The 13,901-nt window shown below is 66.4% G+C and carries 12 protein-coding genes; 4 read left to right on the plus strand and 8 right to left on the minus strand.

All coding sequences use genetic code 11. The features are described 5' to 3' along the window. The first annotated feature begins 287 nt into the window (after window positions 1-287). Window positions 288-2,273: a diguanylate cyclase domain-containing protein gene (locus LDO41_RS24870; RefSeq protein WP_223993163.1), complete on the plus strand. Its 1,986-nt coding sequence runs from the start codon at window positions 288-290 to the stop codon at window positions 2,271-2,273. Window positions 2,274-2,322: 49 nt separating this feature from the next. Here the strand turns inward: LDO41_RS24870 and LDO41_RS24875 are convergent, their stop codons facing one another. After that, window positions 2,323-2,694 carry a hypothetical protein gene (locus LDO41_RS24875; protein ID WP_223993165.1) on the minus strand — a complete coding sequence of 124 codons (372 nt, stop codon included), beginning with the start codon at window positions 2,692-2,694 and terminating at the stop codon, window positions 2,323-2,325. 170 nt (window positions 2,695-2,864) lie between these two features. On the opposite strand from LDO41_RS24875, the gene LDO41_RS24880 reads away from it, so the two are divergent. Beyond that, a complete protein-coding gene (locus LDO41_RS24880; RefSeq protein ID WP_223993166.1) occupies window positions 2,865-3,215 on the plus strand; it encodes a four-helix bundle copper-binding protein in 351 nt (116 codons plus the stop codon). 95 nt (window positions 3,216-3,310) lie between these two features. Continuing rightward, complete coding sequence (gene fumC / locus LDO41_RS24885) at window positions 3,311-4,732, plus strand: class II fumarate hydratase (protein ID WP_223993167.1); 1,422 nt, start codon at window positions 3,311-3,313, stop codon at window positions 4,730-4,732. A gap of 14 nt (window positions 4,733-4,746) precedes the next feature. Here fumC and LDO41_RS24890 read toward each other — a convergent pair whose 3' ends face one another. Further along, window positions 4,747-6,591 (minus strand): OPT/YSL family transporter, encoded by a 1,845-nt coding sequence (locus LDO41_RS24890; protein ID WP_377742962.1) that lies wholly within the window; start codon window positions 6,589-6,591, stop codon window positions 4,747-4,749. Between the two features lie 284 nt (window positions 6,592-6,875). Here LDO41_RS24890 and LDO41_RS24895 point away from each other — a divergent pair, with 284 nt between their 5' ends. Continuing rightward, window positions 6,876-7,811 carry a 2-hydroxyacid dehydrogenase gene (locus LDO41_RS24895; protein WP_223993168.1) on the plus strand — a complete coding sequence of 312 codons (936 nt, stop codon included), beginning with the start codon at window positions 6,876-6,878 and terminating at the stop codon, window positions 7,809-7,811. Here LDO41_RS24895 and LDO41_RS24900 read toward each other — a convergent pair. The 6 genes from LDO41_RS24900 to LDO41_RS24925 form a co-directional block, all read right to left on the minus strand. Then, on the minus strand, window positions 7,804-9,165 hold the full coding sequence (locus tag LDO41_RS24900) for an ATP-binding protein (RefSeq protein ID WP_223993169.1): 1,362 nt from the start codon (window positions 9,163-9,165) through the stop codon (window positions 7,804-7,806). The genes LDO41_RS24895 and LDO41_RS24900 overlap by 8 nt on opposite strands. Further along, window positions 9,165-9,857 carry a response regulator transcription factor gene (locus tag LDO41_RS24905; protein WP_223993170.1) on the minus strand — a complete coding sequence of 231 codons (693 nt, stop codon included), beginning with the start codon at window positions 9,855-9,857 and terminating at the stop codon, window positions 9,165-9,167. The genes LDO41_RS24900 and LDO41_RS24905 overlap by 1 nt, the downstream gene beginning before the upstream one ends. A 12-nt stretch (window positions 9,858-9,869) precedes the next feature. Continuing rightward, the gene (locus LDO41_RS24910) at window positions 9,870-10,898 is read right to left on the minus strand and encodes a glucokinase (protein WP_223993171.1); all 1,029 of its coding nucleotides are present in this window, start codon (window positions 10,896-10,898) and stop codon (window positions 9,870-9,872) included. Window positions 10,899-10,908: 10 nt separating this feature from the next. Next, complete coding sequence (gene pgl / locus LDO41_RS24915) at window positions 10,909-11,589, minus strand: 6-phosphogluconolactonase (protein WP_223993172.1); 681 nt, start codon at window positions 11,587-11,589, stop codon at window positions 10,909-10,911. 16 nt (window positions 11,590-11,605) lie between these two features. Next, a complete protein-coding gene (gene zwf, locus LDO41_RS24920; RefSeq protein WP_223993437.1) occupies window positions 11,606-13,054 on the minus strand; it encodes a glucose-6-phosphate dehydrogenase in 1,449 nt (482 codons plus the stop codon). Window positions 13,055-13,306: 252 nt separating this feature from the next. Further along, window positions 13,307-13,702, minus strand: a complete 396-nt coding sequence (locus tag LDO41_RS24925) for a hypothetical protein (protein WP_223993175.1) — start codon at window positions 13,700-13,702, stop codon at window positions 13,307-13,309. Window positions 13,703-13,901 lie beyond the last annotated feature (199 nt).

Consider the following 13,901-nt stretch of genomic DNA (forward strand, 5'->3'; position numbering starts at 1 on the left):
ATAGGGGCACGGCGGGCGACGGGAGTCGCGCAGCGCGCCCGATTTGCCGGCCAAGGGACTCGACGCGACGGCGCACTATACCTTGCCGATTTAAACGCTGACAGTGCCGTGCCGCACACAGGTCACATTGGCGCCACACCACGCGCAGACCCTCATGGCGGGGCTTGTCAAATACCGGTTTCCCCGGCTGCCTGAGTCGCATGCAGCGTGCTACCGTGGCGACTGGCTTGCAACCGGTGATGACACGGGTGCCACCCAGTCACCCTCGCGTGCTTTCGTTTCGCCTTATGCCTCGTTTCCTGCCTTCGCTGAAGGCGCGCATCGCACTGATGACCACGGCGCTGGTCGCCGTATTCGGAGCCGGGATCGTTCTCGGCTCGCTCTATTACGCCCATCGCGACCTGCGGGAGGGGCTGCAGAACCAGCAGGACTCCATCGTCAGGCTCGCGGCCGACCAGCTCGATACGGCCATGGACGACCGCATTCTGCTGCTCAGCCACCTGACGCCGCAATTGCGCGACGGTCTCGCGGCCAGCCATTCCCAGCCCGCCAGCGTGCTGGGTCCGCAATTGCTGCAGACGCTGCAACGCGCGGTTCCGATCCCGACCGCGTTCAATTCGCTGATGATCGCCGATGCGGGCGGCCGTGTACTGACCGCTCCGCACATGCCGGTCGAGGTCTCGGACCGCGCCTATTTCCGCGAGGCCGCCCGCTCGCTGGCGCCGGTCGTCACCGCACCGATCCGCGCCCGCGTCAGCGGCACCGTCGGCGTGCTCGTGGTGGTTCCGGTGCTGTCCGACGCCAGCGCATTCCTCGGCGTCGCAGGCGGCTGGCTCGAACTGTCGAGCCCGAACTTTCTTGTGGAACTGTCGCACGTGCGGCTCGGCAATACAGGCTTCTATTGCCTGGTCTCGGCGGGACCGGATCCGGTCTACGTCCAGCATCCCGACGCCGCGCAGCGCCAGCAGCCTGCGCGCGCGACCGGCGATACCTGCGGCGTCGACGACAGTCCCGCCTTCTTCGAATTTCTGATGCCGGCCCGGCCGGTCATCGCACGCTATCTGATGTCGACCACCGGCTGGGAACTCGTCGCGGTGCTGCCCGCGCAGGAAGCCTTTGCGCCATTGCGGCAGATGCAGCAGCGCTTTGGCCTGATGTCCGGACTCGCGCTCGTGGTCGTGGCGGCGTTGCTGTGGCTCGTCATCCGTCGGCTGCTGGAACCGCTGTCGCGGCTGCATCAGGTGGTACGCGACAGCGCGGGGGATGCCTCGGCGTTCGAACGGCTGCCGCCGCGCCCGCACCGTGACGAGATCGGAGACGTCACCCGCGCGTTCGTCCGCCTGATGCGCGACGTTCGCCAGCGCGGTCTGCTGCTGGCCCGCAGCGAGCGCCGCCTGCGCGCGGTCACCGACACGCTGCCGGCGCTGCTTGCCTTCATCGATACCGACGAGCGCTACGTCTTCAACAACATCGCGTACGAGCGCGCATTCGGCATGCCCGTGGAACAGATCCGCGGCAAGACCGTGCGCGAGCTGCTGGGAGAGGGGAAATATGCGCGCGCGCGGCCCCATCTGCAGCGGGCGCTGGCCGGCCATATCGTCAGCTTCGACGCCGAGTACGACGATCCCGAGCCGCACTGGATGGAAATGACATACCGGCCGGAATGGAGCGAAGACGGCAGGCAGGTGGTGGGCGTGCATATCCACGCGCAGGACATCACGCAGCGCAAGCTGGAGACGCTGCGTCTGTCACGCATGTCCCAGACCGACCATCTGACGCAGTTGTTCAACCGTAGCGCGTTCGAGTCGCAGCTGCACGCGGTCATGGCGCGCAGCCGCGAGGACGGGCGGATGATGGCGCTGATGTACCTCGACATGGATCGCTTCAAGGCCGTCAACGACCAGTATGGCCACGCGGTGGGCGACCTGCTGCTGCAGGCGTTCGCGCTCCGGCTGCGACGGTGCGTGCGCGACGCGGATGTGGTCGCCCGCCTCGGTGGCGACGAATTCGCGGTGATTCTGGAGAATATCGACAGCGCGGCGAATGCGCGCGGCGTGGCGGAAGCGATCCTCGAAGCGGTCGCGCGCGGCTTTCACTTCGATGGCGTGCCCGCCGACGTGGACGTCAGTATCGGCATCGCGCTGTATCAGGGCGGCACGACGACGGAAGATGCCCTGATGCGCAGTGCCGACGTACTGCTCTACCGCGCCAAGACACAGGGACGGGGTCGCTACGAGATTGGTCCGCCCGAGTTGCTCGAAGCGGCCCTCTGACGGGAATACCGCCAGCTTTCAGCGCCGAAAGCTGGCGCCCGGTGTGAGCTTAATGCGGCGTGGACGTATCGGATGCATCCGACGCCTGCGGCGCGGATTCATCGAATGCGACGTGGGTCCCGTCGGCATGCTGGAAGCCCAGCTTGGTGCCCTCGCCCATCATGCGCTCGTACGCGAGCATCGCCTCGGCCACGGCCTTCGATTCGCCCTTGAACACGAGCACATCGTTGCCGCAGTTCGGACATTGCCCGCCGAAGATCGCGTCGATGCCGCGCAGGCCCGGTGCCTCCAGCGATTCGAACTCGCGAAACGAGGTCTTGCACGAACCGCATACCAATTGCTCCGGCCGGAGCGCATCTACTCGCGCCTGAGCCTGTTGCGCCCGTTCTTCAGGCGTTCCGCGTCGTTTTGCATCACCCATGATAAATACCCCTATCTTTCAATACCGCACGCGGTTGCGCGCCATTGTAGCGCCGCAAGCGTCGCTACGCCGCGTAATCACATCCTGCCTGCTATTGTGAATGCAGGCGGACCCGACATGTTCCCGACATGTTGAACGCCTCGTCCCCTACCCCCATAGGAGAAGCCACGATGATTCGTCCCTCCGTGCAGGAAAACTTCGACCGCTACGCTGCCTGTATTGCCGCGTGCAACGCCTGTGCCGCCGCCTGCCTCAAATGCGCGGCCTCATGTCTCGAAGACCAGGACGTGCGCAAGATGACGCGTTGCATCGCGCTCGACATGGACTGCGCGGGCATCTGCGCGCTGGCCGCGTCGTTCATGGTGCGCAACAGCGAGTTCGCGCCGCTCGTGTGCGAGGACTGTGCCGAGATCTGCAAGTGGTGCCGGGAAGAATGCGAGCACCACGGCTCGCAGCACTGCCAGGAATGCGCGAAGGCCTGCGCGGCCTGCATGGACGCCTGCCTCAAGATGACCGCCTGAGCGAAAGGGACTTCGGGGTCTTTCGCGACGATTGACGGACAACGCGGATATTCTAGAGGGCTCAGTCGCCCCCCTCTTGAAACAGGAGTCCGCTCATGTCTGATCAGTCGTCGTCCACCCGGTCGTCCGTCGCCACCCGCATCGAGAAAGACAGCCTGGGAGATGTTCCCGTCCCGGCCGATCACCTGTGGGGGGCACAGACCGAGCGCTCGCGTCAGAATTTCCGCATCGGCATCGAGAAGATGCCACCGTCGCTGATCGAGGCCTTCGCGATCCTCAAGCTGTGCGCGGCGCGCGCCAATCGCGAACTCGGCGTTCTCAAGCCGGAACTGGCCGATGCCATCGAACGCGCCGCCGAGGAAGTCATCGCCGGCAAGTGGCCCGATGAGTTTCCGCTGTCCGTGTGGCAGACCGGATCCGGCACGCAAACCAACATGAACCTCAACGAGGTGATCTCCAACCGGGCCATCCAGATGCTCGGCGGCGAGGTTGGCAGCAAGAAGCCGGTGCATCCGAACGATCATGTCAACGCGAGCCAGTCTTCCAACGACAGCTTTCCGACGGCCATGCATATCGCCGCGACGCGCGCGATCCAGCAGAAGCTGCTGCCCGCGCTGGAGCTGTTGCAACAGACCTTCGCACGCAAGGTCGAAGCGTTCTCCGATATCGTCAAGGTCGGCCGCACCCATTTGCAGGACGCCGTACCGCTGACGCTTGGGCAGGAGTTCTCGGGCTATATGACGCAGGTGGCCGACGCGCAGTCGCGCCTGCAGCAGGCCATGCTGCGTGCGATGCCGGTGGCGCAGGGTGGCACCGCGGTCGGCACCGGCCTCAATTCCCCGGATGGGTTTGCCGCGGCCTTCGCGCGCGCGCTGGCCGGCTACACCGGACTGCCGTTCGAGCCCGCGCCGAATCGTTACGCGCTGCAGGCCTCGCACGACGCGCTGGCCGACCTGTCCGGCGCGCTCAATACCACGGCCTCGTCGTTCCTGAAGATCGCCAAGGATTTCATGCTGCTGGGCTCGGGCCCGCGCGCGGGCTTTGCCGAACTGATCCTGCCGGCGAACGAACCGGGTTCGTCGATCATGCCGGGCAAGGTCAATCCGACGCAGGCCGAAGCGCTCGCGATGGTCTGTTGCCGCGTGATCGGCAACCACACCACCGTGACGTTTGCCAACGGTCTGGGCACGCTCGAGCTCAACGCGTACAAGCCGGTAATCATCTACAGCCTGCTGCAATCGGTCACGCTGCTGGCGGATGCGGCGGCCAGCTTTGCCGAGCATATGGTCGAAGGGGTCGAGCCCGATCGCGCGCGTATCCAGGAACTGCTCGAACGCTCGCTGATGTCGGTGACCGCGCTGAATCCGCATATCGGCTACGACAAGGCCGCCGAGATCGCCAAGCTTGCGGTGAAGAAGAACCTGTCCCTGCGCGAGGCCTCGATTGCCTCCGGCCACGTGACCGAGGAACAGTTCGGTCAGTGGATCGATTTCAAGGGCATGACCAGGGAAGTCTGACCTGGCCGCCCAGTTTAGCCACCCAGCGCGGCAGCCAGTCCGATGAGTCCGATCGCCAGTGCGGCCAGCGCGTCGCCGGCGATCAGGCCGCCGCCCACCAGCGAGGTCGTGGTCATGTCCTCAGGCAGGGACTGGCCATCGCCTGTATCGCCTCTCTTCGCGCGATGGTCGACCAGGCTCGCGAGCACGCCGCCGGCCGCCATCCACGCGGCTGCGGGCAAGTTCACGAAACCTCCGAACGACGACGCATAGGGCGACGGCAGGATGACGGCGTCGAGCAGGAAGTCACCGACCTTGCCCGCGCGCCGCATTGCAACGAAGCGTTGCCAGCGCGCGGAGGCACGAATCGCTTTGCGCAGGATCTCGGTGACGAGGCCGATTGCCAGGCCGATCCATACGGCCTGCCGCTGATACGGCCGATCCTCGGTCATGCTGCGCAACGCGCCCACGATCTTGTAGGTCATCGCCGAAGTCCAGCGCGCGGGCTGCTGGTCCGCGGGCAGCACGGTCTGATCGAGACGCAGCACCGGGTAAGCGCCCATGAACAACCGCGCCAGCCACACCGCAAGCAGCGCGCCGATCACGATGCCGGCGACCTGATAGCCGAACTGCACCACGCGATCGGTACCGAGACGCCAGCCGGTGGACCGATCCTGCTGCATATCGGACGCTACCGAGGTGGAGACGAGGAGTACCGTGGCCGCGATCAGGCCCACATGCGGCTGGTGAAGTCCCATGGCCGCCATCAGGATCACGGTCAGCACGAACGCGGACGAGATCGGGTTCTGATCGACCATGCCGACCGAGATGCCGTTGACGAGCGCAAAAACGAGGACGAGCAGGACCGCCATCAACTGGAAGCCCAGCGGCTGGCCGAACCACACCACGCCCGCCACAAGCACCGCGAGGCCCCATACCAGCACCCACGGCACCACCCACAGCAGGGACGGCGATGAGCGCGCCGCCGCAGTGCGTTTTGCTTCCAGCTGCGCCGGGGCACCGGTACTCCGGCGTTCGCGCCACGCGCGTGCAAGCAGCAGGGACACATCGATGGCGGCCGCGCCCATGATCATGCCGAGCGCGATCAGAAACGTGATCTTGCGATACGGATCGCCCGGCGCCAGCCAGCCGATCGAGACGAAATACGGTGTCAGCAGCCAGCCCGCGAGCCCACCGACCAGCGCTGCCAGCCCAATACGCGCGCCGACGATCATGCCGGCACCGAAGGTCGACGCCGACAGATCGATCGCGCCCAGCCACGCGACGCGCGCCGCGCCAACGCCGGCCAGCACGCCCAGCCCCATACCGCCGGCAAGCCGAGCGATCGAGCGCCGGAGCAGCACGGGATCGGTCAACGCGCGCAGGATATTCGCTACCGCCAGCCCCGACGGAAACGTCAGCTGCATGCGGTCGACGAGCAACGGCGTGTACAGCATGCCCACGCCCACGCCATACATGCCGATGCACAGCATGTAGACGATCAGTTGCCATAGCGGCGGCTCGGCCAGCCCCATCCAGGACATCGCCTGGATGATCACCGCCATGCCGCCCATGCCCGCGACCGATGCCGCCGCGGTCTGGATGTAGTTGGCGCCGTGGCGGCCCGCCGCGCCGTAGCCAACCGTCACGGCCGAACCGAGAATGCCGGCCAGCACCTGCCCGCCCACGAAGAAGCCAAGCGAGAAGTTCATGTACGCCGCGGCCACGCCGCCGAGCGGCCCCAGCACAAGCATGCCGGCGGCGCCCAGTAGCAGGTGATAGCGCCAGCTATCGGGCGCGGGCAGCCAGCGCCAGCGTGCGGTGGCTGGGGCCGTCGCAACGGAGGACGGCGGGGCGGGAGGCAGCGGCGTCGAGGACATGGCGCAAGACTAGCGCGTCGCGCGCATGGCCGCCATCACCAAAGGCCATTGCGTGCATACGTGTTTCGGCCACCAGCACCGCTCACAGGCCCAAAGCGTACCCGTTTCTGCGTGACGATTTCGGCGAAAGCGTACCCGTTTCTGCGTGGGTCACTGCGTGCGTCAAACACGGTGCGCCGAATCGATAATCGAGCAGATGTCACACGTCCGACAAGCATCGTTAAGCCCTTAGAGGCTAGAATGTCGCGTCAGTTTTTCTTCCCTTCGCCTCGCCCCTGCACGTCATGAAGCCCGCCCTGCTTATCCTGATCCAGCTGGACTCCGAGCACCTCGCCCGTATCGGCGAGCACTACGCGATCCGCTACGCCCCGACCACCGCCGGCCGTGTTGCCGAAATTGCGACCCACGGCCCCACCTTCCGCGCGGTGCTGACCAATGGCACGACCGGCCTCACGGCCGACGAGATCGACGCCATGCCCGAACTCGAACTGGTCTGCGCGCTGGGGGCGGGTTACGAGAATATCGATATGGTCCATGCCCGCACGCGTGGCATCGCGGTTGGCAACGGTGCCGGTACCAACGACAGCTGCGTGGCCGACCATGCCATGGCGCTGCTGCTGGCCACCGTGCGCCGCGTGCCCACGCTCGACCGTGCCACGCGCGACGGCATCTGGCGCAATGCGTTGCCGCTGCCGCCGAACGTGTCGGGCAAGAAGCTCGGCATCATCGGCCTCGGCACGATCGGCCGCCGCATCGCGCAACGCGGTGCCGCGTTCGATTGCGAGATCGGTTATCACAACCGCAAGCCGCGCGCGGACTCGCCGTATCGCTACTTCGACAACGTGCTCGCGCTGGCCGAATGGGCCGATTACCTCGTCATCGCGACGCCCGGCGGCAGCGAAACGCGTCACCTCGTGAACGCCGAGGTACTGCGCGCGCTCGGTCCGCGCGGTTTCCTCGTGAATATCGCGCGCGGCAGCGTGGTCGACACATCGGCGCTGGCCGATGCGCTGCAGGCCCGTGAAGTTGGCGGTGCGGGCCTCGACGTCTACGAGAGCGAGCCGGCACCGCCGGTGGAGCTGTTCGATTGCCCGAACGTCGTGCTGACCCCGCATATGGCAGGCTGGTCGCCGGAGGCCATCAACGCGTCGATCGACCAGTTCATCGAGAACGCGCGCTGCCACTTCGCGGGCGAGCCGCTGGTGGCCGCCGTCAACTGACGCGTGGCAGCGGGAACCTGATCCGCACGCGCAAGCCTGGCGTGGCGTCCTCGAGCGTCACGGCCGCGCCGTGGCTCTGCGCGATCTCCGCAACGATCGACAAACCCAGACCACTGCCCCCGGTGGGCGCGTCCGGCATGCGGTAGAAGCGATCGAACACACGCGCGCGCTCGGCCTCCGGAATGCCGGGGCCGTTGTCCTGCACGATCAGGTCGACATGACCACCGGATTGTCCCCCCAGAGCGGGCTCCGCGCGACAGACACGCACATCCACGCGACTGCCGCGCGGGACGTAATGCAGTGCGTTATCCACGAGATTGGTCAGCAGGATGCGCAACGCATCGGCATCGCCCTGCACGCGCACCGCGACATCCTCGGCCGCTTCGAGTCCGAGGTCTACTTCACGATCGATCGCGGCCTGCGACATATCCACCACGACCTGCCCGGCCAACGCGCGCAGGTCCACCGCATCATGCGCGGGAACCGCGGCATTGGGCTCCTGCCGCGCAAGTGTCAGCAACTGCGCGACCAGATGCGTCAGGCGTTCGAGCCCTGCGCGTAGTTGTCCGAGCGCCTGCTGGCGCGCCTCGGCGCTATCCGCGCGTTCCACCACCTGCGCCTGCAACTGCAGCGCGGTCAGCGGCGTGCGTAGCGCGTGCGCGGCATCCGCTACAAACGCGCGCTGAGTATCGATGGCGCTCGAGAGTCGCGCGAGCAATTGATTGAGCGCGGTGGCCACGGGCGCGATCTCGTCGGGCATCGGACCCAATGCCAGCGGCGCCAGCGTATTGGCATCGCGCGTGCGCACCTCGCTCGCGATCTGGCGCAGGGGCCGCAGGCCGCGTCCCACCGCCAGCCACACGAGCCAGCCGAGCAGCGGCAATAGCAACAGCAGCGGGGCCACTGTGCGCAGCGCCATATGCGCGGCCAGCGTACGGCGCGCGCTGAGCGGCTGCGCGATCTGCACGACCGCGGGACCGATCTGCACGCTGTAGATGCGCCATTCGCCCTGGTCGGTGCGCGCATTCGAGAAACCGAGCTCCGCGCGCGGCGGCAGCGCGGGATGCGCATGCGACAGGTACAGGCTGCGGCCCGTGCCATCCCAGATATGGATGACGACGTCCTCGTCGCCGTGCAGCAGGTCCGCACCGGTACCGTCCGATGGATCGAACGGTGCCGCCACAGGATTGCTGAACTGGCTCGGCAATGCGGCGGCCACCTGCTTCATCTGGTAGTCGAACAGCGCATTGGCTTCCTGCCGCGCCTGCCCATAGATCAGCCCGGTGGCAATCGCGATGCCCGCGAGCAGGCCTGCCGCCAGCCACCACAGCAAGGTTCGCTGGATCGATCGCATCAGTCCGCGCTTCCTTCATCGAGCTGCGGCATCAGGTAACCGACGCCGCGAATATTGCGAATCAACGCGGCGCCGAACTTCTTGCGCAGCGCGTGAATGTAGACCTCCACCGTATTGCTGCCGACCTCGTCGTCCCAGCCATACAGCCGCTCCTGCAGTTGCGCGACGGACCAGACCTTGCCGGGCCGCGCCATCAGTGCGGACAGGAGCGCGAATTCGCGCGCGGACAACCTGATGGTCTCACCCGCCTGCGTCACCTCGCGCGTCGAAGGATTGACCGTAATCTCGCCATAGCGCAACAGCGGCTCCGCGCGGCCTTCGGCGCGACGCGCCAGCGCGTGCATGCGCGCGGCAAGCTCCTGCAGGTCGAAGGGCTTGACGAGGTAATCGTCGGCCCCCGCGTTGAGACCAGCCACGCGATCGGCCACCGCGTCGCGCGCGGTCAGGATCAGCACCGGCGTACGGTTGTTGCGAGCCCGCAGCGCGCGCAGGACCTCGAGCCCCGACTTGCGCGGCAGCCCGAGATCGAGCAGCACGATGTCGTAGCTGCCAGCATCGGCACCCTGCCCCGACGCCGCATCGAGCCCGGCCTCGCCATCGCGCACCCAGTCCAGCGTAAAGCCCTCCTGGCGCAGCGCCACCTTCACGCTCTCGCCGATCATGGCGTCGTCTTCCACTAGCAGTACTCGCATGGATCTGGACCTTCAGGACCGTCGGGAATGGTCGCGGCGCATGCCGCCTTCGAGCCGGTCCGCCAGCGCATGGGCGAGCCCGGGCAATGCCGGATAGTCGGACGTGATCACGTAGACCGGAATATCGGCAAGATACGCGCCCATGCGACCCTTCTCGGCGAATCGCTCGGCGAAGGGCGAGGTGGCAAACGCATCGACGAAGCGCGGCACGATGCCGCCGCCAATATAGACGCCACCGCGCGCACCGAGCACCAGCGCCACGTCGGCCGCGACCGAGCCCAGCAGCCCGCAAAACACTTCGAATGCGCGCTGGCACAGCGAGTCACCGCGCTCGACGGCGCCCTCCGTCACCTGCGCCGGAGACAGCGGCGCGAGCAAAAGCGTACCCGTTTCTGCGGCGAGCGCGGCATGGATATGGGACAGTCCCATGCCCGACAACAAGCGCTCCGCGGACACGCGTCCGTGCCTCGTGTGGGCGGCGCGCCAGGCGATCCACTCATCGTCGGTCACCGGCATGATCTCGATATGACCGCCCTCACCGGCCAGCGCCACCGCGCCACCACCCGGGGCTGGTACCAGCCCCGAGACGCCGAGACCAGTGCCCGGCCCGATCAGCGCGCGCGGTGCGGTGGCCACCGGCGTGCCCGCGCGCACGCGCACGAGTTCGTCATCAGGCAGATAAGGCAGGGCCAGCGCGAGCGAAGTGAAATCGTTGATCGCCACGAGCGTGTCCAGCTTGAGCGCGCGACGCATCGCCTCGATCGAAAACGACCAGTTGTGATTGGTCAGCTTGACGTGATCGTCCGTGATCGGGTTGGCCAGCCCGATGGCGGCGTGGCGCGGCATCGAGACTGCCGCGCCCGACAGACCGTCGAGGTAGTGCCGCGTGGCGTCCTCGAGCGATGGGAAGTCGGCCACCTTGAGCGCGGTCACCGGACCGATGCGGGTCGACGCGGTCTCCAGCGCAAAGCGCACGTTGGTGCCGCCGACGTCGGCCAGCAGCCGCGGATAGGAGTCGTGATGAGACGAAGGGCGCGTCATCGGTTCGGGTTCAGGTTCGGAAAACATCCACACCATGACGATGCCGCGCGAGCACGAGGCTCACCGGCAACGACGGCGTGGGACCTTCGAGCGCCTGCGCGAGCACCGCCGCCTTTTTCGTGCCTGCGATCGACAGGAACGTGCGCTCCGCCGCCAGCAGCGCGGCGAGGTTCAGCGTCACGCGGGCATGCGGCGCGCTGGCCGGATGCGTAACGACATAGCCAGGCTGGGGCTCGCTCAGGGCGGCTGGCAATTCCGGCGCATCGGCGAACAACGATGCCGTGTGACCGTCCTCGCCCATGCCCAGCACCACCACATCGGGCTGCTGGAATGCGGCATTGAGGCGCTCGACCGCGCGCGCGGGCTGCATGGCCTCCGCCGCATCGCCGATCACCGGCACGAACGCGGCCAGCGCCGCAGCCTCGCGCAGCAGGGTATGCCGCACGAGCGCCGCGTTGCTGTCTTCATGATCGGGCGGCACCGCACGCTCATCCACGAGCGTCACCGTCACCGCGTCCCAGCGAATCGGGCGATAGCGCAGGCGCTCGAACATGGGCAGTGGCGACTTGCCACCGGACACCGCGAGCACAGCCCAGCCCTTGGCCTGTATCACGAGTTCGAGCGCATGACTGATGGATATCGCGAGCGACTCCGCCTGGTCCATCACGGTGGGGTGTTCGAACTGTCGCATGCCGCCTCCGGTAGATTCAGACTTCTTCGTGCCACAGCGCGCTATCGCGCGACATCAGCGCCGACGATGCGGCGGGGCCCCAGGTACCGGCCGTATAAGGCTTGGGCGGCACCGTGCTGGCGTCCCACGTGTCGATGATCGGCTCCACCCATCGCCATGCCTGCACCTGCTCGTCGCGACGCACGAACAAACCCAGGCGGCCGCGGATGACATCGCGCAGCAGACGCTCGTAGGCACCGGCCCGGCGCACCTTGAACGAGTTGGCAAAGTCGAGGTTGAGCGAGGTGGGGGTGAGCTCGAGCGTGTCGCCAGGCTGCTTGGCGAGGAAATACAGGCGGATGCTTTCCTCGGGCTGCAGCTGGATCACCAGGCGGTTCTGTGGCGACAGCGTGAGCGGCTTCGGAAAAATCGCGTGCGGCACGTCGCGGAAGTGAATCACGATCTCGGCGACGCGGGACTGCATCCGCTTGCCCGTGCGCAGGTAGAACGGCACGCCTTCCCATCGCCAGTTGGCGATCTCGGCCTTGATCGCGACAAACGTCTCCGTACGGCTGTCGGCCGCGATGCCCTGCTCTTCAAGATAACCGGGAACGGGCTTGCCACCGATCGCGCCCGCGCGGTACTGCCCGCGCACGGTCTTCTCGGCCACGTCCTGCGGCGTGATCGGCTTGAGCGCCTTGAGGATCTTGATCTTCTCGTCGCGAATCGCATCCTCGGACAGGCTGGCCGGCGGCTCCATGGCCACCATGCACAACAACTGCAGCAGATGGTTCTGCACCATGTCGCGCAGCGCGCCGGTGCCATCGTAGAAGTCGCCGCGCGTCTCCACGCCGAGCTCCTCGGCAATCGTGATCTGCACGTCCTGCACCCATTCGCGACGCCACAGCGGCTCGAACAGCGCGTTGCCGAAGCGGATCGCCATCAGGTTCTGCACCGACTCCTTGCCGAGGTAGTGGTCGATCCGATAGATCTGGTCCTCGGTAAAGAACTGCGCCACGGCCGCGTTGATCGCCTCGTTGGATTCGAGATCGTGACCCAGTGGCTTCTCGAGGACGACACGCACGTTCGGCGTGTTAAGCCCGGTGCGGCCGAGCTGCTCGCAGATCGACACGAACAGATGGGGCGCGGTGGCCAGGTAGCAGACCACGACCTCGGGCTTGCGCGAATGCACTTTTTCCGCGAGCGCGTCGAAATTCGCGGGCTGACGTGCATCGGCCTGCACATAACAGATACGCTGCACGAACGATGCCCAATCCTCGGGTTTCGCCTGCCCGAGGGCGGGACGAACGGTTTCCTCGAGCGTGGCGACGTATTGCTCGGTCGTCTGCGCGTGGCTGCCAGTCGCGAGAATGCGCGAAGACGCATGCATGCCGCCGCAGCGGTGCGCATCGAAAAGGGCCGGCAACAGCTTGCGCCGTGCCAGGTCACCGGTGCCGCCAAACAGCACCATGTCGAAATCGGGCAAGCTCACCCTGGACTCCTTGCGGGGGGTTGTTGCCGCAGCCAGGCCATGCCTCGCTCTCATGTCGCGCGCATATCCTGCCGTTGCGGCTGCATGGAGTGAGTGCCGGTCAGCGGCCAGGAAGTTCCGGACATGTTACGTGAGTCGCCGCGGCTTGGGCAGTGGGCGGGCGCCGGCAGCCCGCCCCCGCGACACGTGCAAACCCAAAAGCGTACCCGTTTCTGCGTACTGCCTGCAGCGGAGAATCAAGGCGTATCAATGCATTTCGAGCGCATAGACGTAGCCCTTCGACCAGCATACGCGTGCCCGGCCTCCGGTGGCCTGCAGGAACATGGCCATCCGGATGAGGTGGTCGTATGCATAGTTGCCGTACTGGCGCGTGGCAACCTGACCGCCGACACGACGGCCACCTTCGAGCGTCACTTCGACGAACATGGCCTGGTTGCCGTGATACCAGGCGCCAGCCGTGACCCGGGTGATGGTGCCGACATCCTCCCAGTAACCGCTGCCGCGGCAGTAACCATCATTGCCCCACTGGGGGTAGCCATGGGCTTCGAACGTATCCGCGCGCGCGGCCGACGCAACGTATAGGGATGCAACGATTGCCAGACAAATTGGCAACACGCAGCGAAACGCGAGATTTCGGTTCATTGTTCACCTCCGGGAAATAATCGGCTGCCCCGGAACGATCACCACGCACGTTCAAGGCATCCGTAACAGCATCGCCTTGAGGAGGACGATCAACCTTTGTCTTGCATCAAACCTGCGCGACGCATATTTCCGAATTGTGGCGCCCGGCCGTGCACCATGTCGGCGCGCCCCTGACGGCTACCCCCCTCCATTTGCGCTA

This window comes from Cupriavidus pampae, assembly GCF_914271485.1.
Taxonomy (GTDB): domain Bacteria; phylum Pseudomonadota; class Gammaproteobacteria; order Burkholderiales; family Burkholderiaceae; genus Cupriavidus; species Cupriavidus pampae.

Bases quoted from the DNA above. Each gene is read 5' to 3' on its own strand.
- LDO41_RS24870 (WP_223993163.1), top strand. From the start codon at position 288: ATGCCTCGTTTCCTGCCTTCGCTGAAGGCGCGCATCGCACTGATGACC.
- LDO41_RS24875 (WP_223993165.1), bottom strand. From the start codon at position 2,694: ATGGGTGATGCAAAACGACGCGGAACGCCTGAAGAACGGGCGCAACAG.
- LDO41_RS24880 (WP_223993166.1), top strand. From the start codon at position 2,865: ATGATTCGTCCCTCCGTGCAGGAAAACTTCGACCGCTACGCTGCCTGT.
- fumC (WP_223993167.1), top strand. From the start codon at position 3,311: ATGTCTGATCAGTCGTCGTCCACCCGGTCGTCCGTCGCCACCCGCATC.
- LDO41_RS24890 (WP_377742962.1), bottom strand. From the start codon at position 6,591: ATGTCCTCGACGCCGCTGCCTCCCGCCCCGCCGTCCTCCGTTGCGACG.
- LDO41_RS24895 (WP_223993168.1), top strand. From the start codon at position 6,876: ATGAAGCCCGCCCTGCTTATCCTGATCCAGCTGGACTCCGAGCACCTC.
- LDO41_RS24900 (WP_223993169.1), bottom strand. From the start codon at position 9,165: ATGCGATCGATCCAGCGAACCTTGCTGTGGTGGCTGGCGGCAGGCCTG.
- LDO41_RS24905 (WP_223993170.1), bottom strand. From the start codon at position 9,857: ATGCGAGTACTGCTAGTGGAAGACGACGCCATGATCGGCGAGAGCGTG.
- LDO41_RS24910 (WP_223993171.1), bottom strand. From the start codon at position 10,898: ATGACGCGCCCTTCGTCTCATCACGACTCCTATCCGCGGCTGCTGGCC.
- pgl (WP_223993172.1), bottom strand. From the start codon at position 11,589: ATGCGACAGTTCGAACACCCCACCGTGATGGACCAGGCGGAGTCGCTC.
- LDO41_RS24925 (WP_223993175.1), bottom strand. From the start codon at position 13,702: ATGAACCGAAATCTCGCGTTTCGCTGCGTGTTGCCAATTTGTCTGGCA.